Below are 17,571 nucleotides of genomic sequence, written 5' to 3'. Positions count from 1 at the left end.
ACGCGAACCAAGGAAAAAGGCTGCGGCCCCAGAGAGCCGCAGCCTTCATGTTGAAGTATCAGGCAATTTTACGGAAAAATGGCCCGGCCTCAGTTGCCGCCGTTCGGACGCAGCGGCACGAACTGCGAAGAGTCGCCACGGCGCACCAGCACCGCTGCCCGCTTCTTGGCATCGAGCTTGGCCACCAGCTGGCCGAACTGCTTGCTGTCGTTGACATCGACCTCGTTGAGGCGCTGGATGACATCGCCCGGACGGATGCCAGCGGCGGCAGCGGCACCGCTGACGTTTTCCACCAGCACGCCGTTGTCGACCTTCAGCTCCTTCTTCTGCGCATCACTCAGGTCGCTCACCACCAGTCCCAGGGAGTTGGGGGTGTTGTCGGGCTTGGCCTTCTTTTCCTCGGCCTGCTTGGGCTTGTCGGCTTCCAGCTCGACCACGGTCACGCTGACGTCGCGGGCGCTGCCCTTGCGCCAGATATTGACGGTGGCCTTGGCACCCGGCCTGGTGGCACCGACCATGCGCGGCAGGTCGCTGGGGCGCTCGATGGCCGCACCGTTGTATTTCAGGATGATGTCGCCTGCCTCTAGGCCCGCCTTGTCAGCCGGGCCACCGGCTTCCACGCGTTGCACCAGCGCGCCTTGCGCGCGGGCCAGGCCCAGCGATTCGGCCACATCCTTGGTCACTTCACCGATCTGTACGCCGATACGGCCGCGCGTGACGCGTCCGCTGGCCTTGAGCTGGTCGGCTACCCGCAGCGCCTCATCAATGGGTACCGCAAAGGAGATCCCCATGAAGCCGCCGGAACGGCTGTAGATCTGCGAGTTGATGCCGACCACTTCACCCTTGAGGTTGATCAGCGGACCACCCGAGTTGCCCGGGTTGACCGCCACGTCGGTCTGGATCAGAGGCAGGTAGTCACCGGTGTCGCGCGCCTTGGCCGAGACGATGCCGGCGGTCACGGTATTTTCCAGGCCGAAGGGCGAGCCGATGGCCAGCACCCACTCACCGACACGGATCTTGTCGGAGTCGCCCATGTTCAGGCGCGGCAGGTTGCTGCCATCGATCTTGAGCACGGCCACGTCGGTGCGGGTATCCGAACCCACGATCCTGGCCTTGAATTCACGTTTGTCGGTCAGGGTCACGTAGACCTCGCTGGCCCCATCCACCACGTGCGCATTGGTCATGATGAAACCATCGGCCGAGATGATGAAGCCCGAGCCCACGCCACGCGGCACTTCTTCCTGCTGGCCCTGGCCACCCTGCTTGCCATTGCCGCGCGGGGTACCCGGCTGCTGCTGACGCGGGATGGGAATACCGAAGAAGCGGCGGAAGAATTCCTGCATTTCCGGATCATCCATGCCGCCACCCTGCCCCTGGGCATTCTGGCGTACGCGCTCGGTAGTACGAATATTCACCACCGCCGGACCGGTGCGCTCGACGATGTCAGCGAAGTCAGGCAGGGCCGCCACCGCGGGCGAAGCCACGGGAGGCGCGGCCTGCACGGCCGGTGCTGCAGCGAAGACGGAAGCGGCCAGCAAGGCGCCGGCAAGGGTGTTCTTCATGGGAGTCATTGCAACGGTCTCTTTTATTTGGATTTCAGTTCAATGGAATTGGCTACCTGACGGATTGCAGCGGCGGGCACTTCTCCAACGACGGTCAGCCAGTAATCGCCCTGGCGTCGGCCCAGGATGTTCATGGCACCCTGTTGTATCGTACCCTCTTCCCGGCCCTGGCTGCCCGGCTCGATGAAGACCGAAATGGCCGCCAGCCCGTCAGAAAACACGATCTGCGAGACTTCGCGCTCAGCCGGACGGTTCTGTGCCGGTGCCGCACCCGCTTCACCACTATCGGAAATCACGCGCCGCACCTGCTGGATCTTCCGGAAACCCGGTGGCGGCGTGATTTGCCAGGCCGACAGGTCGGCCGGCACCAGGGCCGCCTTCTCGACGCGCCAACCGCGCGTGTCCTTGTAAGTGGGGTTGACCCGGGCACGATCAATCCCCCCGATGTCGATCTGGGTAAAGGCGATCTGTTCGATCACCTCGCCGCGGCCATCCAGCGTCTGCGCGCGCAAGAGCAGGCCGGTGGCCTGGTCGGCGCAGAAACGGTAGCCGTAGCGCAGCTTGTCGCGCGGTGCCAGCACGATGGCCTGGCAGCTGCGGCCGGCGACACGTTCATCGCCATCGGACTGCAACCGGTAGAAGCGCGCCAGGTCCTCCGGGCGCGCATCGACGATGGCCGGGAAGGTGTCGCGCGTGACCCGTTTTTCCCGGCGCACGATGCGCTGGTCGGGGTCATAGCTGGCCACATCCTCGTTGTCGCGCACGAATTCGCGCGGCTTGCCATCGAGCAGCTCCAGCTTTTCCAGCTCGCTCTTGCCGGCTACCACATGGGTGACCCGCGAGCTGCGCATCTGCGCCGCCTGCTGATAGACGAAACTGCCTGAGTAATTGAGACGCTGGGCAGCAGATTGCATTTTTTGCAATTGCACCAGCAATGCGGAAGAAGTGGTGGCTTCACTGGCCGCAGTTGTAGAAACGCCATCCGCCGCTTGAGCGGATGGCGTCAAGGAGAACCCTAACAACGTGGCCAGCAAGCACAGTACGCCGTACAGACGCCCCGTCAGATGCATCTTACTTGTCTGCGTCCGAGGAGAAGGCTGCGGAACGGGCGTATTGCGCCGAACTGTAGGAAGGCGAGAAGCGCTGGTGAGCGAACAGGTAGTCGTCGATGCGCGGATCGCGCTTGACTTCACCCTGCTGGGCCAGCGAGCTCAGTTGATTCACGTTCTGCGGATTGCCGTTGGTGTCAGCCACGGTAGCAATGGCCGAAGGCACATTGACCGGAGCCGACGCCACCTGGGCCACCGGTGCAGCCACTTTGGCGTCCGCCGTCACCACCGCTTGCTGCGGCATGGCCACGAACACGGCGGCCACGGCAGCAGCAGCCGCTGCGGCGCTAGGCATCAGGAAACGCACCAGGCGGCCAGGACGGCTCGCGCGATGGTCGCCATTGGCAGCCGCCACAGCTTGCACCACCGGAGCAGCCGCGGCTGCCTTGACCGGCTCGGCCACTGCGGCCTGCGGGGCAACGATGGTCGGTTCGGCATCGAGCAGCGCGCTCATCTTGGCCGAGAAGCCGGCACTCAGGGAGACATCCATCTCCTCTGAACGCAGCACCTCGCCGATGCGATGGTAATCCTCCCAAGCGTCCTGGGCGTCCTTGGAAGAACGCAGGGCCGCGAAGGCAAGGGTCATTTCTTCAGTGCTCAGCTCACCATCGGCGAGGGCTGAGATCTGTTCTTTGGTCGTTACTTTGGTATCCATGTGCAGTCACCCGGCAAATATCTTAGTTCCATACCCGCTTTATTATTTTCTTTTTGACAACAGGCTTGTGGCCTCATTACCAGCGCTTGTCCGCTGCCGTATCCAGCAATGGGCGCAGCTTCTCGGCAATAGCTTCCCGGGCGCGGAAAATGCGGCTGCGCACGGTGCCGATCGGACAATTCATCGCATCTGCAATCTCGTCGTAGCTCAACCCCTCGATCTCGCGCAACGTGATGGCAGTACGTAATTCTTCCGGCAATGCCTCCATCGCCACGTTGACCGTCTGAGCAATCTGCTTGGTGGCCAACATCGACTCTGGAGTGTTGATGTCCCTCAGATGGTCTGCATCGTCAAAAGTTTCAGCTTCTTCTGCATCTGCTTCTGTCGAAGTTGGCGCCCTGCGCCCCATGGTGACCAAATAGTTCTTGGCAGTGTTGATGCCGATGCGGTAAAGCCAGGTATAGAAGGCCGAATCGCCGCGGAATTGCGGCAGCGCGCGATAAGCCTTGATGAAGGCTTCCTGCACCACGTCTTCGGCTTCGGCCTGGTCACGCACCAGGCGTGACACCAGGCGCATCAGCTTGCGTTGATACTTGACTACCAATAGCTCGAACGCCTTCTTGTCGCCACGCTGGACGCGCTCAACAAGCTGTTGGTCTATTTCGCGTTCTGTCGTCAAACCGGATTCCTTGTTTTTTATGGCCGTATTGTTTTATCGTCATTGCCTTTGGCAGATGCTTCCAGCTCGGCAATTTTCAAGCCCGACGGCCTCATTTTTCCAGCAGTCTTGCCTTGGCCGTATTGTGACTGATCAGCCAGCGGCACGCCACGGAAAGTGCACGGAATGTATCTTCAGAGACGGAATCCGTGAGGATGGGGATGGTACGTATCTTGCCGTTTTCCAGCCGCAGGCGCAGGAACAGCATGCCCGGCCAGATGGTGCTGCCGGCCAGCAGCTGGGCCAGTCCGGCCTTCATCACCTGGGGCTTGGCGCGCGCCGAGGGCAGCAAGTGTTCCACCACGCGGATCTGCCCGGTGCCGGAAATGTGCAACCAAATGACTTTGCGATCACGCAACACCAGCACCAGGGCCAGTGCGGCAGCGAGGACGCAGGCCATGGCCAGCGCGATGCGCGCCACCCAGGACAGCGAACCCGGCATCCCGAACGCCAGCACCACGCCCGTCAGGGCCACGCACAGGCAAGCGAAAGCCGTCACCAGCAGCAACAAGCGGGAAGGTTTGATATCTGCGGAAACGGCGATCGACATGAGATACCCGGAAGCAAGGCGCACCCGCAACAACGGGCAGCATAAAAACGACAAACCCGGCTTCGGTAAGGAAGCCGGGTCTTGCATTTTACATCTTGCCGATGACCAGGGTACCGTTGGTGCCGCCGAACCCGAAGGAGTTCTTGACGGCAATATCGATCTTCATGTCCCGCGCCTGGTTGGCGCAGTAATCCAGATCGCACTCCGGATCCTGGTTGAAGATGTTCATCGTCGGCGGCGACACCTGATTGTGCACTGCCAGCACGGTCAACACCGTTTCCAGGCCACCGGCACCACCCAGAAGGTGACCCGTCATGGATTTGGTCGAATTGACAACCATCTTGTAAGCATGGTCGCCGAATGCGGCCTTGATCGCGTCGGATTCGTTCTTGTCGCCCAAGGGGGTCGACGTACCGTGCGCGTTCAGGTACTGCACTTCATCCGGATTGACGCCGGCATCGCGCAGTGCATTGAGCACGCAGCGGCGCGGACCATCCAGGTTGGGCGCAGTCATGTGGTAAGCATCGCCGCTCATGCCGAAGCCGAGCAGTTCTGCATAGATCTTGGCGCCACGGGCCTTGGCGTGTTCGTACTCTTCGAGCACCATCACGCCGGCACCCTCGCCCAGCACGAAGCCGTCGCGATCCTTGTCCCAGGGGCGGGACGCAGTCGCGGGATCGTCGTTGCGGGTCGACAGTGCGCGCGCCGAAGCGAAGCCACCGATACCCAGCGGCGAAACGCTGGATTCAGCGCCGCCGGCCACCATCACATCCGCATCGCCGTACATGATCATGCGTGCGGCAGAGCCGATGCAATGCAGGCCGGTGGTGCAGGCGGTGACGATCGCCAGGTTGGGGCCCTTCAGACCGAACTTGATGGACAAGTTGCCCGAGATCATGTTGATGATCGAGGCCGGAATGAAGAAGGGGCTGATGCGGCGCGGACCACGGTTGGTCAGTTCGGCGTGGGTTTCTTCGATCAGCGGCAAGCCGCCGATGCCCGAACCGATCATGACGCCAATGCGCTCGGCATTCTCATCGGTCACCGTCAATCCACTGTCCTGGATGGCCTGGATACCGGCGGCCATGCCGAAGTGGATGAAGGTATCCATATGACGCGCTTCCTTGGCGGGGATGTAATCCTCGATATTGAAGCCCTTGACTTCACCGGCGAAGTGCGTGGTGAAGGGGGTTGCGTCGAACTTGGTGACGGTAGCGATGCCGGACTTGCCTTCCTTGATGGCACTCCACGTATCGGCGACGTTGTTGCCGACAGGCGAGATGCATCCCAGGCCGGTAATGACTACACGACGTTCACGAGTGCGGCTCAAGCAATTCTCCTGAAACTTTGACCAAAGCCCTTATCAGGCCTTGACTTGCGACTTTGCGTAGTCGATCGCCTGTTGCACGGTGGTGATCTTTTCAGCTTGTTCGTCGGGGATTTCCATTTCGAACTCATCTTCCAGTGCCATGACCAGCTCGACGGTGTCCAGCGAGTCGGCGCCCAGGTCGTCCACGAACGACGATTCGTTCTTGATGTCGGCTTCGGCGACGCCCAGTTGCTCAGCGACGATCTTCTTCACGCGTTGTTCGATATCGGACATAGTGTTCCTCCAGAGGGATGATAGGTTACAAAAGTGCGCGCATTTTAGCAGGTTTGCGCGCGGAAAATTTACTTTTAACTATTCCTGGCAAGATTGTGCCAAGTCCAGCTTAACTGCAAACAAAAGTCGTCAAAAGGACTTGAATCAAGCCCCCAAGACTTACTTAACCCATGTACATGCCGCCATTGACATTGAGCGTCGTGCCGGTGATGTAGGCCGCTTGCGGCGAGGCCAGGAAGGCCACCGCATAGGCGATCTCCTCAGCCGCACCCAGGCGTCCCAGCGGAATCTGCTGCAGGATGGCGGCGGACTGCTGCTCGTTCAGCGCCTTGGTCATGTCGGTATCGATGAAGCCGGGCGCCACGCAATTGACGGTGATGTTGCGGCTGCCGATCTCACGCGCCAGCGCGCGGCTCATGCCGGCCACGCCGGCCTTGGCAGCGGCATAGTTCATCTGGCCGGGATTGCCGGCCTCGCCCACCACCGAGGTGATGTTGATGATGCGGCCGGTGCGGGCCTTCATCATGCCACGCAGCACGGCGCGCGAAAGGCGGCCGACGGCGGTCAGGTTGGTGGCGATCACGCTGTCCCACTCCTCGTCCTTCATGCGCATGGCCAGTTGGTCCTGGGTGATGCCGGCGTTGTTGACCAGGATGGAGAGCGCGCCGAATTCCTTCTGCACCTGCTCCACCAGCGCCACGCTGGCTTCGGCATCATTGACATTGAGCACCGCACCACGGCCGGCTTCCGGACCCAGCGCCGCCAGGTATTCGGTGATGGCGGCAGCGCCCGACTCCGAGGTCGCCGTACCGACCACCTTGGCACCCTGTCGGGCCAGTTCGGTGGCGATGGCACGGCCGATGCCGCGCGAAGCGCCGGTCACCAGGGCGACCTGGCCTTGCAGATTCAATGCACTCATTTCAGCAACTCCAATACTTTGTTCAGGGATTCCTGGTCGACGATCGCTTCACCCACCAGGTCACCATTGATGCGCTTGGTCAGGCCGGTCAGCACCTTGCCCGGACCGCATTCGATCAGGTGCGTGACGCCGTCGGCGCCCATCTTCTGCACCGTCTCGACCCAGCGTACCGGCGCAGCCGCCTGGCGCACCAGGGCATCCTTGATGGCAGCCGGATCGTTGACCACGGCCACATCGACGTTGTTGATCAGCGGAATCTGCGGCGCGGCGAAGGCGACGTTGGCCAGATAGGCTTGCAGGCGGTCCGAAGCCGGCTTGAGCAGCGAGGAGTGGAACGGCGCCGACACCGGCAGCGGCAGCGCGCGCTTGGCACCCTTGGCCTTGGCGATGTCGCAGGCACGGCCGACAGCGGCCTTGTGGCCGGCGATCACGACTTGTGCGGGGGCATTGAAGTTGACGGCCTCGACCACTTCACCTTGCGCCGCTTCGGCGCAGGCAGCACGCACGTCTTCATCAGACAGACCGAGAATGGCGGCCATACCACCCTGCCCGACCGGCACCGCTTCCTGCATGGCTTGCGCGCGGAAGCGCACCAGCGGTACCGCATCCTTGAAGGCGATCACGCCGGCGGCGACCAGTGCCGAATATTCGCCCAGGCTGTGGCCGGCGACGAGCGCCGGTGCCTTGCCGCCTGCAGCCAGCCAGGCGCGATAGAAGGCCACGGCAGCCGTCAGCATGACGGGCTGGGTGTTGGTGGTCAGGTCCAGGTCTTCCTTGGGACCTTCAGCGATGAGCTTACCCAGGTCGAACTGCAGGGCATCGGAAGCTTCTGCGACGGTCTGGCGGACGACTTCATTGTCGGCGAAACCATTGAGCATCCCGATGGCCTGCGAACCCTGGCCCGGGAAGACGAAAGCGAATGTTGTCATGCTTGGAAGTAGATAATTTGGATGAAAATGCAGGAAATCGAAGAGATCAGTGAACGAAAGGACTGCCGCAGCAGCCCCCTGCCCGCTTTACATGCGCGCCAGCACGGCGCCCCAGGTGAAGCCACCGCCGACGCCTTCCATCATGACGGTATGCCCCGGCCGGATGCGGCCATCGCGCACCGCCTGGTCCAGCGCCAAGGGAATCGAGGCTGCGGAAGTATTGCCATGCTCGGCCACCGTGACGACCATCTTTTCCAGCGGCAGCCCCATCTTCTTGGCCGTGCCCTGCATGATGCGGATATTGGCCTGGTGCGGCACCAGCCAATCCACCTCGGTGGATTGCATCTTGGCCGCTTCCAGCGCTTCGCGCGCCACCTTGTCCAGCAAGGAAACGGCCAGCTTGAAGACCGCCGGGCCATCCATGTACAGGTAGGCGCTGCCAGCGACGGCGCCGTTGTTGACGCTGCCCGGCACGCACAGGATGTGACCGTGGCTGCCATCGGCGTGCAGCTTGGTCGCCAGCACGCCCGGCTCCTGCGAGGCGCTCATGACGACGGCACCGGCACCATCGCCGAAGAGCACGCAGGTGGTGCGATCCTTGAAATCCAGAATGCGCGAGAACACTTCGGCACCAATGACCAGAACGTTCTTGTGGGCACCGGATTTGATGAAGCTGTCCGCCACCGACATGGCGTAGACAAAGCCGCTGCAGACGGCCTGCACATCCATGGCCGGCGCACCATTGGTGATGCCCAGCTTGCGCTGGACCACACAGGCGGTGCTCGGGAAACCACCCAGGTGATCCGGAGTGGAGGTGGCCATGATGATCAGATCGATGTCATTGGCCTGCATGCCCGCCGCTTCCAGGGCGCGCTGCGCCGCTTGCAGGGCGAGATCACTGGAAAGCTGACCCGGCTCGGCATAGTGGCGCGCGGAGATGCCGCTGCGTGTGACGATCCATTCGTCCGAGGTCTCGATGCCCTGCTCGGCCAGCTGTGCGGCCAGCTCATGGTTGGTGACGCGCTTGGCCGGCAGGTAGCTGCCGGTGCCAACGATTTTGCTGTAAGTGGTCATGCCGTCTTCTTGCTCTGTTAGTTCGGTTGATCCAGCGAGACCGGCGCCGGCTCGAAAGCCTTGGCAGCGGCCTCGGCCGTGCGCCCCTGCTCCTGGGGCATCAGCTCCGCCATGCTGGCGGCAATACGGGCGAGCACATCATACTTGGCCGCATCATACGCGCGGCGGATGGCCCATTCGAAAGCGTACACATCGGCACCGCCGTGGCTCTTGAAGACCAGGCCCTTCAGGCCCAGCAAGCTGGCGCCATTGTAGCGGGAAGGATTGAGGCGGCGCGACAGCGCCTTGATGGCACCATAGGCGATCAGGGCACCAAGCTTGTTGATGATGCCCTTCTTGAATTCGCTGGTGAGCACCTGCTTGACGAAGCGCCCCAGGCCTTCTGAAGCCTTCAGGGTGACGTTGCCCACGAAACCGTCGCACACCACCAGGTCGGTCGTGCCTTCGAAGATGTCGTTGCCCTCCACGTTGCCGTAGAAGTTGAGGATACCCTTCTCATGATCGGCCCGCAGCAGGGCGGCAGTCGCCTTGACCAGCTCGTTGCCCTTCATGTCTTCCTCACCCACGTTCAACAGGCCCACGGTCGGCTTGGCCTTGCCTTCCATGACCGCGACCAGGGCCGAGCCCATGAGTGCAAATTGATGTAAATGCTGTGGCTCGCAGTCGACGTTGGCGCCGAGGTCGAGCATGTAGGTGGGACCATCCTTCTGATTGGGGAGGATGGTGCAGATGGCCGGACGATCCACGCCCGGCAGGGTCTTCAACACATAGCGCGAGACCGCCATGAGGGCACCGGTATTGCCGGCCGAGACGGCGGCGTGGGCCTGCCCCTCCTTGACCAGGGTCACGGCCACGCGCAGCGAAGAATCCTTCTTGCGACGCAGGGCGACCTCGATCGGGTCGTCCATGGTCACCACTTCGGAGGCATTGTGGATGCGGATGCGGGCTTCGCCGGCCAGCTTGTATTTCTTCAGCAGCGGCTGCAGCACGGCTTCCTGGCCGACCAGGATCAGCTCTGCATCAGGTTGGCGCTTGAGGAAGGAGGCAGCGGCCGGGAGCGTGACTGACGGGCCATGATCGCCACCCATGCAGTCGATTGAAATTTTGATGGTCATCGATTTGATTCAAAGCCTTGCCAGCCCACATTATGAGGCAGATTGCAAAGCCTTCAAAATGGCACACTCGGACAGCGCGCCAGATGAAGCTTCACGCAAGCAGGCAGGCAGGTCCGCTGACGGATGTCGCGGACATAAAAAAGCGGCGCAAAATGAACCTCCTGAAACAGAAGCTCATTGCGCCGCTTTTCTCCAAAAACAGCAAGCTCAATGAATGAGATTACTCGTCGTTCTTGGTCTTCAGCACCTTGCGACCACGGTAGAAACCGTTGGGGCTGATGTGGTGACGCAGGTGGGTTTCACCAGTCGTCGGCTCCACAGCCAGCGGGGGTGCAGTCAGAAAGTCGTGTGCACGATGCATACCGCGCTTGGACGGGGTCTTTTTGTTCTGTTGAACGGCCATGATTACTCCTAAACCTTACTTAAGATTGAAAATTTTAACACATCGGATCGGTGTTTCTCCAACCCCGCTGTGCCGCTGCCCGGCCTTTGCCAGACATTCCCCAACAATACTTGTTACTGCTTCAACTTCTTCAGTACCTCAAACGGGGAAGCCCGTTCAGCACCTTTGGCCTCGGCCGCCACGCTACCGTCAGGACAGACGTCATGCTTGGGTGCCACCGGCAGGGCCAGCAGCGCATCGTCCTCGATCAGGTAGTTCACGTCGAAGGCTGCCGAACCGACGATGACATCGATCTCGTCATCATCCAGCAGTTCTTCGATGGTGTCGGCTTGCGCCTCATCTTTTGCCAATACCAGCAGCGACTTCGAATCAATCTCGAAATTCAATGCCGTCAGGCAACGCTGACAGATCAGATTAACTGCACCCGACACTGCCAGACTGAGTTGAGCATGTCCCAGCTTGTCGATATCGCCGGACAGAGCCCAGTGAATCGTGCCGGAACGGTCAACCGTCTCTTGCGCCAGACGACCTAATTCAGCAACCGGAATCTCACCCTGCGCCTGCTGTTTCAGCCTGCAGAATTCGAACGCGTCGATAACAAATGCATTCATAGCCAAAGCAGAATCCGGAAAACCTGCGATCATAACAGAAAATTTCCTTACCAGTCAAAGCCTTAGCGCCTTGCTTGCGAAATTCTCGCGAAAAATGGCTTCATCGGAGGAAGCACTCTCACTTTTGTGGCGAATTTCCGCCAAAATCCGGGTTTTATTGTTTCAGCACGGCGCGTGGCGCGCCTTCACCATGACACAACACCGCACCGATTCCACCCTGCCCCGCCTGATCCTCGGCTCCAGTTCCGTCTATCGCAAGGAATTACTGGGCCGCCTCGGCCTGCCCTTCGAGACCATGGCCCCGGACATCGACGAAACCCCGCAACCCGGCGAAACCCCGGAAGCCACGGCCTTGCGACTGGCGCGCGAGAAGGCCGCCGCCATTGCCGTCCGGGTCGGCCCTGCCCTGGTGATCGGCTCGGACCAGGTCGCCACGCTGGACGGCCTGCAGATCGGCAAACCCGGCAATCACGCCAATGCCTTGAAGCAATTGCAGCTGATGCGCGGGCGCGAAGTGATCTTCCATACGGCGCTGTGCCTGTGGGATGGCCGCCAAAGCAATGCCGCCGCCGCTGCGCAGGTCCGCAATGTACAGACCGTGGTGCGCTTCCGCGACCTGGAAGATGCCGAACTCGATGCCTACCTGCGTATCGAGCAACCCTATGACTGTGCCGGCAGCGCCAAGAACGAGGGCCTGGGCATCGCCATCCTGGAGAGCATTCGCAGCGACGATCCCACCGCTCTCACCGGCCTGCCGCTGATCGCCTTGACCGGCATGCTGCGCCGGGCCGGCGTTCCATTTTTCAGCGCCGGCCGCGCGGCTCAGTAATTACGGCGCGGATAGCCTTCGGCCAGGATGCGCTGCCACACCACTTCGCGCTGATCCTTGTCCATGAAGACCCATTGCGCCACTTCATCGACGGTTCGGCCGCAGCCGCGGCAGACATCGTCAAAGGTGGTGGAGCACACGGCCACGCAAGGCGTGTCGGGGCGCTCGGGTGCGGACGGAACGGCGGACTGCGAAGAAGAGCTGGAAGACATTGAGTGAATCTGAATGAGGAAGATGAAGCATTGCGCAAGCGGCCCGCCCGGATCCCAACGGAATACGGACAAAAACCTTCACTTGGCCAACAACGCGATACTTCGCATCTTACCAAGAACCGAAGGCAAGCTCTCCCTGCTGATAGAAGGGATATGAAGAGTTCATCACCCCCGAACCAAACCGACAGGCAAAAAAAAGCCCGCGACCAAGAGGTGCGGGCTTGAATCCAATTTCTTAAGGAGATTGGAGGAGACAGGCGCAACTATAGCGATGCACCCCGGCCGAGTCTGCTTTATTGTGGCAATAGCAGATATTCACATTCTTCATATCTGCCGTCAGAACCGCCCCACAACAAGCATCCGCCGCACCATCCGGCGTTCACCCCATCCGCAAATCACCCTGCACCGCCGACGTCATCGGCTTGGGCGGATTGCCGCCCTTGCGGTCACAGGCTTGCAATGACAATAACAGAGCGATCCCCAGCAAAATCAGCGCATTCGTTCTCATCACAGTCTCCCGGAATGAATTCCCTTGCAAAGAATGCCACCTTCCGCCCGCCCTGCCCGTCTGTCAAGCCGATCAGGCGGCGCTACGCAGGCTGCTCACCGCGCCGGCTACCGGTAGCGCGCGGGTAGCCGCCAGGTTTTTCTCATAGAGGGCCGCGATCATATCCGACTGCGTCAGCATGCCGGCCAGCTTGCCATCGGCCTGCACCACCGGAATCTGGTGCAAGCCATCGGCCATGCGCGGCACCAGTTCCAGCACCGGCGTATCGACCTGGGCGGTAATGACCGGGCGGCTCATGATCTGGCCGACCACTTCCGGCTTGTCCGAATGCGTGAACGGCACCCGATGCAGCAGGCGGCGCAACTGCGCGGCCAGGCCCGTATGCACTTCCACGCCGGCATGCTCCAGAAAATCCGTACGACTGACGATCCCGATGACATGCCGCCCGCGATCGAGCACCGGCAAGGCCCGCAACCGGTGCTGCCGCAACAGATGCCAGGCCTCGTCCAGGCCAGTGGCGAATTCCACCGCGACCACATCGCGCGACATCACCGCGGCGCACAGAGTCTGGCCGAAGCGGCGGTGATAGGCCCGTATTTCGGTTTGCAGGAAGATTTCTTCAAGATCGTCGCGGCCGATGTCGAGCACCTGATTGAAATCCTTCAGGACTGCGTCCAGATCTTCATGCGAGAACCCCAGCCGCGTGATCGGCAATTCATCCCGGGTCTGGTGCGGATGCGGTGCGGCGCTGTGCTGGGCATGCGGGTAGCGGCGTCCGGTGGCGTTGTTGTAGAACAGCGCGGCCGCCAGCAGCAGCGCCGAGTTGAGCAGCACCGGCGAAAGCACGAAGGCATAGCCCATGTCATGCACCACCGGCCCGCCCAGCACCGCCGTCAAGGCCACCGCCCCGCTGGGCGGATGAATGCAGCGCAGCAGGAACATGCCGCCAATGGCCAGCGCGATGGCCAGCGCCGCCGCCAGGGCCGGCTCCTGCACCAGCTTCGCGCAGGTCACACCGATGAGCGCCGCGCAGAGGTTGCCGCCCAGGATGGACCAGGGCTGGGCCAGCGGACTGGACGGCACCGCAAACAGCAACACGGCAGACGCCCCCATGGGCGCGATCAGCCAGATGGTGCGCGCCTCATGCGGCAGCAGCGCATAGCTGGTCAGGCCGACCAGCAGGATGCCGAACAGACTGCCAGCGCAAGCACGCATGCGCTCGAAGCGATCGACATTGGTCTTGGCAGGAATAAAACTTTTCAACCACAGCAAGATAGAATCGGGCATATCCCTTCCGTGACGACGGGTCTTCAACACGGCACGCGGCGTGACAGCGCCCGCGCCAAAGCCACAATTACATCACAAGATGATATATATGTCCCGTTTGCCCCCCCCTCCCTTTTACTTCACAGCGAAGGTGCATTCCGATGAATGCCACGCCCCGCCTGCAAAAAGACGATTTCGAAGCCCTGTCGGAATTTCGCTACCAGCTGCGCCGTTTCCTGCGCTTCTCGGAGGATGCCGCCCAGAGCGAAGGCCTGACGCCCCTGCAATACCTGCTCATGCTGCACATCAAGGGCTATCCCGGCCGCGAATGGGCCAGCATCAGCGAACTGGCCGAGCGCCTGCAGGCCCAGCACCACGGCGTCGTGGCCCTGGTCACGCGCTGCGTGAAAGCCGGCCTGGTCACGCGCACCCCGGACGACCGCGACAAGCGCCTGGTCCAGGTGCGCCTGACCGAACTGGGCGAGCAATACCTGCATCGCCTGGCGCAATTGCATCGCAATGAGTTGCACTCACTGTCGGGCGTATTCCAGGTATCGCACATCTCGGCCTTCAACGACCGCGACTGAACGCGGCCACCCATCTTGCAGCAACGGTCTTGTGGATGTCCGCAAGACCGGCCGGGGCCAGCTGCTGTTATGCTTGCGACAACTTCTCTCCAGCCTTTCCCATGACCCGCAAAACCGATCCTGCCGCAGCACCTACCCGCGCCATCACCAAGGAAGACGTGGCGCGTGCTGCGGGGGTATCGCATATCACGGTCTCGCGGGTCATCAATACGCCGGAAAAGGTGTCCCCCGCCACGCGCGAACGGGTCGAATCCTTCATCAGCAGCATGGGCTATATCCCCAACATGCTGGCCGGCGGCCTGGCGTCGCGGCGCACGCGCATCGTGGCGGCCATCGTGCCGACCATCAGCCATTCGATCTTTGCCGAGACCGTGCGCGGACTGTCCGAGCAACTGAGCCTGCAGGGCTACCAGTTGCTGCTGGGGCAAACCAATTATTCGGAAGACGCGGAAACCGGCCTGGTGGAAGCCTTCATCGGCCGCCGGGTGGATGGCCTGGTGCTGACCGGCGTACAACATTCGGCGCGCACGCGCCAGCGCCTCAAGGCGGCCGGCATTCCGGTAGTGGAAACCTGGGACATGAGCCCGCAGCCCATCGACATGCTGGTCGGCTTCGACAACCATGCGGCCGGGCAGGCCATGGGGGAGTATCTGGTGCGCAAGGGCTATCGCCGCATGGCCTTCGTGGGCGGGGATGATCCGCGCGGCCTGGCGCGCTTTGCCGGGATGCGGGAGGCGCTGCTGGCGCAGGGCGCGCCGGAGCCGGTGCATCTGGTGGTGCCGGTAGGCAGCTTCCTGCAGGCCGGACGCGAGACGATCTGCCGCCTGTTGGCGCTGCAGCCGGACATCGAGGCCGCCTTCTTCAGCAATGACGTCATGGCCGCCGGAGCAGCCCTGGAATGCGCACGGCGCGGCATCGCGGTGCCAAAGCGCATCGCCCTGGCCGGATTCGCCAATCTGGAGATCGCCACGGAAGTCCTGCCCGCCCTTACCACGGTGCAGATCAGCGCACACCAGATCGGCGTCACGGCAGCGGAGATGCTGCTCACCCGCTTCGACAGCCAGCCGGTCGCGCAAGCGGTGTGCGATCTGGGCTATTCCATCCTGGAACGCGACAGCGCCTGATCAGGGCTCTTCCAGCTCATCCCCGGCCAGCTCGACCCGATTGCGCCCCAGCCGCTTGGCGCGGTAGAGCGCGATGTCGGCGCGCTTGGTCAGCTTGTCCAGCGCCTCTCCTCCGGCCAGCGTAGCCACGCCGAAACTGGCCGTCACATTGATACGGCGATCCCCTTCGGTCTCGAACACGCGCTCTTCCAGCGCCGCCCGCAGCTTGTCAGCCACGGCGGCGGCCTGCGCCAGATCGGATTCGGGCAGCAGGATGATGAATTCTTCGCCGCCATAGCGCGCCAGCACATCCACCTTGCGCAGCAGCTGCGCCACACACTGGCTCACGCCGATCAGGATGGCGTCGCCGGCCTGGTGACCGTAGCTGTCGTTGATGCGCTTGAAATGATCGATGTCGAACAGCACCACCGACACCGCCCGCCCATAGCGTTGCGCCACACCCAGCTGCTGATCGGCATGGGCGTAGAAGGCGCGGCGGTTCAATACGCCGGTCAGGAAATCGGTATTGGATGAGGTCTGCAATTGCGTGATCAGCGCCTCGCGCTCCTTGGCCAGACTGTTGCGCTCGCGCATGCGCTGCTTGAGCACGCGCAGCGCACGCATCATCGCGCCGATCTCATCCTGATGGCGGGCCTCGGGGATTTCCTGCTCCAGCTTGCCGTCCACCAGACCCGACACCAGATCGGTCGCCTGCACCAGCGGACGCACCACACGCCGCCCGATCAGCACCACCAGCATCTGGAAGAACAGGCAAGCCACCAGCGTCAGGCTCACCACCAGAATCAACAGGTTGCGGGCCCGCGTATTGTGGCGCTCCGCCTGCTCCAGCAGATCATCGAGCAGCAGATCGCGCAGATCGGTGACGGAGGCCATCGAGGGCACATAGAACTTGAAGAGATCGGAGGGCGTGACCCCGAAGTCACCGGATTTCAGGCCAATCTGGAGCAGGAAATCGAGGAACTGGAAGCCACTGTCGAAATATTCCTTCTCCACCCGCTCCAGGGCCGCGGCGAATTCCGGGGCGCGACTGTAACTGCCCAACTGGCCGGCGATGAAGTTGCGCAACAACTCGATGCGGCCATAGAGGCGTCCGATTTCGATGACTTCATCCTGGGTCAGCTGACGATGCGCAATCAGTGGGGCGACGAAACGCGACCCGACCTGCCCGGCATACTCTCGCAGGCTGGCAACCGCGCGCACGGCCGAGAGGCCATCACGCAGCAAGGGATCGGCGCGGTCAGCCTCATTGCTCAGATCACTCACCACGCGCACCATCAACGGCATCAGATCGACCATGCTGCTGACGGCCGAGACCACCAGCACGTCGCTGCGATCCTGCGGCGCCAGGCGCGCCACCCGGTCAACATTGGCCCGCGCCGGACCCAGGCCTTGCTGGACCAGCCGCACCTTGTCCATGGCCCACGACTGCCGCAGCCTGGCATCCGCCTCCAGCGCAGCGCGCAATTGGCTCAGGGCGGCATCGCTCTGGGCGCGGGCATTGGCCAGCCTGGCCTGCAGCTCCGGCGGCAGCGAGGCACCGGCCCCCATGACGGCGTTGGCCGGACCACGTTCGGCGGAAATCTTTTCCATCGCCAGCAGCGCCAGGCGCAGCTTGCGCAAGGCCGGCACGCTGTTGGCACCGCTGCGGTAGGTGCTCCACTCCGTCCAGACCAGGGCCACCGCAAACGCCAGGAACAGCGCCAGCAAGGCGACCGAGATCAGCCGGAACAGACGATTCAGGGACATGATGAGCCCGCCATGGAAAGCAAACGCAGATGCATGAGACGAATATATCAA

21 protein-coding genes are annotated in these 17,571 nt (G+C 62.2%); 4 read left to right on the top strand and 17 right to left on the bottom strand.

The genetic code is table 11. The features are described from left to right. Positions 1–89: 89 nt before the first annotated feature. From J2X56_RS00395 to plsX, 11 genes are all read right to left on the bottom strand, one after another. A complete protein-coding gene (locus J2X56_RS00395) occupies positions 90–1,571 on the bottom strand; it encodes a DegQ family serine endoprotease (protein WP_121039541.1) in 1,482 nt (493 codons plus the stop codon). Positions 1,572–1,585: 14 nt separating this feature from the next. Next, complete coding sequence (locus J2X56_RS00390; RefSeq protein ID WP_310157221.1) at positions 1,586–2,632, bottom strand: MucB/RseB C-terminal domain-containing protein; 1,047 nt, start codon at positions 2,630–2,632, stop codon at positions 1,586–1,588. A gap of 1 nt (position 2,633) precedes the next feature. After that, a complete protein-coding gene (locus J2X56_RS00385; RefSeq protein ID WP_121039535.1) occupies positions 2,634–3,326 on the bottom strand; it encodes a sigma-E factor negative regulatory protein in 693 nt (230 codons plus the stop codon). A 76-nt stretch (positions 3,327–3,402) separates the two neighbouring features. Continuing rightward, positions 3,403–4,005 carry an RNA polymerase sigma factor RpoE gene (gene rpoE, locus J2X56_RS00380; protein ID WP_006463502.1) on the bottom strand — a complete coding sequence of 201 codons (603 nt, stop codon included), beginning with the start codon at positions 4,003–4,005 and terminating at the stop codon, positions 3,403–3,405. A 91-nt stretch (positions 4,006–4,096) separates the two neighbouring features. Continuing rightward, positions 4,097–4,594 (bottom strand): protein YgfX, encoded by a 498-nt coding sequence (locus tag J2X56_RS00375; protein WP_121039532.1) that lies wholly within the window; start codon positions 4,592–4,594, stop codon positions 4,097–4,099. Between the two features lie 88 nt (positions 4,595–4,682). Continuing rightward, positions 4,683–5,924, bottom strand: coding sequence for a beta-ketoacyl-ACP synthase II (fabF, locus tag J2X56_RS00370; protein WP_039786392.1), 1,242 nt, complete (start codon positions 5,922–5,924; stop codon positions 4,683–4,685). A 33-nt stretch (positions 5,925–5,957) separates the two neighbouring features. Next, positions 5,958–6,197, bottom strand: a complete 240-nt coding sequence (gene acpP / locus J2X56_RS00365; protein WP_006463505.1) for an acyl carrier protein — start codon at positions 6,195–6,197, stop codon at positions 5,958–5,960. Between the two features lie 163 nt (positions 6,198–6,360). Next, positions 6,361–7,116 (bottom strand): 3-oxoacyl-ACP reductase FabG, encoded by a 756-nt coding sequence (gene fabG, locus J2X56_RS00360; protein ID WP_121039529.1) that lies wholly within the window; start codon positions 7,114–7,116, stop codon positions 6,361–6,363. After that, positions 7,113–8,045 (bottom strand): ACP S-malonyltransferase, encoded by a 933-nt coding sequence (gene fabD, locus J2X56_RS00355; protein WP_121039526.1) that lies wholly within the window; start codon positions 8,043–8,045, stop codon positions 7,113–7,115. Before fabD ends, fabG begins: the two co-directional genes overlap by 4 nt. A gap of 87 nt (positions 8,046–8,132) precedes the next feature. Further along, complete coding sequence (locus J2X56_RS00350) at positions 8,133–9,119, bottom strand: beta-ketoacyl-ACP synthase III (RefSeq protein ID WP_121039523.1); 987 nt, start codon at positions 9,117–9,119, stop codon at positions 8,133–8,135. 17 nt (positions 9,120–9,136) lie between these two features. Next, positions 9,137–10,234 carry a phosphate acyltransferase PlsX gene (gene plsX, locus J2X56_RS00345; protein WP_034331681.1) on the bottom strand — a complete coding sequence of 366 codons (1,098 nt, stop codon included), beginning with the start codon at positions 10,232–10,234 and terminating at the stop codon, positions 9,137–9,139. On the opposite strand from plsX, the gene J2X56_RS00340 reads away from it, so the two are divergent. Beyond that, positions 10,206–10,448 carry a hypothetical protein gene (locus tag J2X56_RS00340; RefSeq protein WP_157845740.1) on the top strand — a complete coding sequence of 81 codons (243 nt, stop codon included), beginning with the start codon at positions 10,206–10,208 and terminating at the stop codon, positions 10,446–10,448. The genes plsX and J2X56_RS00340 overlap by 29 nt on opposite strands. A 6-nt stretch (positions 10,449–10,454) precedes the next feature. On the opposite strand, the gene rpmF is transcribed toward J2X56_RS00340, so the two are convergent. Together rpmF and J2X56_RS00330 are read right to left on the bottom strand one after the other, a co-directional pair. Continuing rightward, a complete protein-coding gene (gene rpmF / locus J2X56_RS00335) occupies positions 10,455–10,637 on the bottom strand; it encodes a 50S ribosomal protein L32 (protein ID WP_006463510.1) in 183 nt (60 codons plus the stop codon). Positions 10,638–10,750: 113 nt separating this feature from the next. After that, positions 10,751–11,281, bottom strand: a complete 531-nt coding sequence (locus J2X56_RS00330) for a DUF177 domain-containing protein (protein WP_121039520.1) — start codon at positions 11,279–11,281, stop codon at positions 10,751–10,753. 157 nt (positions 11,282–11,438) lie between these two features. Here J2X56_RS00330 and J2X56_RS00325 point away from each other — a divergent pair, with 157 nt between their 5' ends. Continuing rightward, complete coding sequence (locus J2X56_RS00325; protein ID WP_310157199.1) at positions 11,439–12,077, top strand: Maf-like protein; 639 nt, start codon at positions 11,439–11,441, stop codon at positions 12,075–12,077. Here J2X56_RS00325 and J2X56_RS00320 read toward each other — a convergent pair. The 3 genes from J2X56_RS00320 to J2X56_RS00310 form a co-directional block, all read right to left on the bottom strand. After that, entirely contained in the window at positions 12,071–12,289 is a 219-nt protein-coding gene (locus J2X56_RS00320) for a DUF1289 domain-containing protein (RefSeq protein ID WP_034331679.1), read from the bottom strand. The two genes, J2X56_RS00325 and J2X56_RS00320, sit on opposite strands and share 7 nt — an antisense overlap. A gap of 379 nt (positions 12,290–12,668) precedes the next feature. Continuing rightward, positions 12,669–12,797 (bottom strand): hypothetical protein, encoded by a 129-nt coding sequence (locus J2X56_RS00315; RefSeq protein ID WP_256497641.1) that lies wholly within the window; start codon positions 12,795–12,797, stop codon positions 12,669–12,671. 72 nt (positions 12,798–12,869) lie between these two features. Continuing rightward, positions 12,870–14,084 carry an HPP family protein gene (locus J2X56_RS00310; RefSeq protein WP_310157189.1) on the bottom strand — a complete coding sequence of 405 codons (1,215 nt, stop codon included), beginning with the start codon at positions 14,082–14,084 and terminating at the stop codon, positions 12,870–12,872. A 140-nt stretch (positions 14,085–14,224) separates the two neighbouring features. Here J2X56_RS00310 and J2X56_RS00305 point away from each other — a divergent pair, with 140 nt between their 5' ends. Together J2X56_RS00305 and J2X56_RS00300 are read left to right on the top strand one after the other, a co-directional pair. Next, positions 14,225–14,650: a MarR family winged helix-turn-helix transcriptional regulator gene (locus J2X56_RS00305; protein WP_121039514.1), complete on the top strand. Its 426-nt coding sequence runs from the start codon at positions 14,225–14,227 to the stop codon at positions 14,648–14,650. Between the two features lie 101 nt (positions 14,651–14,751). Further along, the gene (locus tag J2X56_RS00300; RefSeq protein ID WP_121039511.1) at positions 14,752–15,774 is read left to right on the top strand and encodes a LacI family DNA-binding transcriptional regulator; all 1,023 of its coding nucleotides are present in this window, start codon (positions 14,752–14,754) and stop codon (positions 15,772–15,774) included. Here the strand turns inward: J2X56_RS00300 and J2X56_RS00295 are convergent, their stop codons facing one another. Then, positions 15,775–17,520, bottom strand: a complete 1,746-nt coding sequence (locus J2X56_RS00295; RefSeq protein ID WP_310157173.1) for a diguanylate cyclase — start codon at positions 17,518–17,520, stop codon at positions 15,775–15,777. It lies immediately after the preceding gene. Positions 17,521–17,571 lie beyond the last annotated feature (51 nt).

Origin of the sequence: Herbaspirillum sp. 1173 (assembly GCF_031455335.1) — a bacterium.
GTDB lineage: Bacteria > Pseudomonadota > Gammaproteobacteria > Burkholderiales > Burkholderiaceae_D > Herbaspirillum > Herbaspirillum huttiense.
Note: the sequence above shows the minus strand (reverse complement) of the source record. Positions and strands in the feature narration are given on the sequence as shown.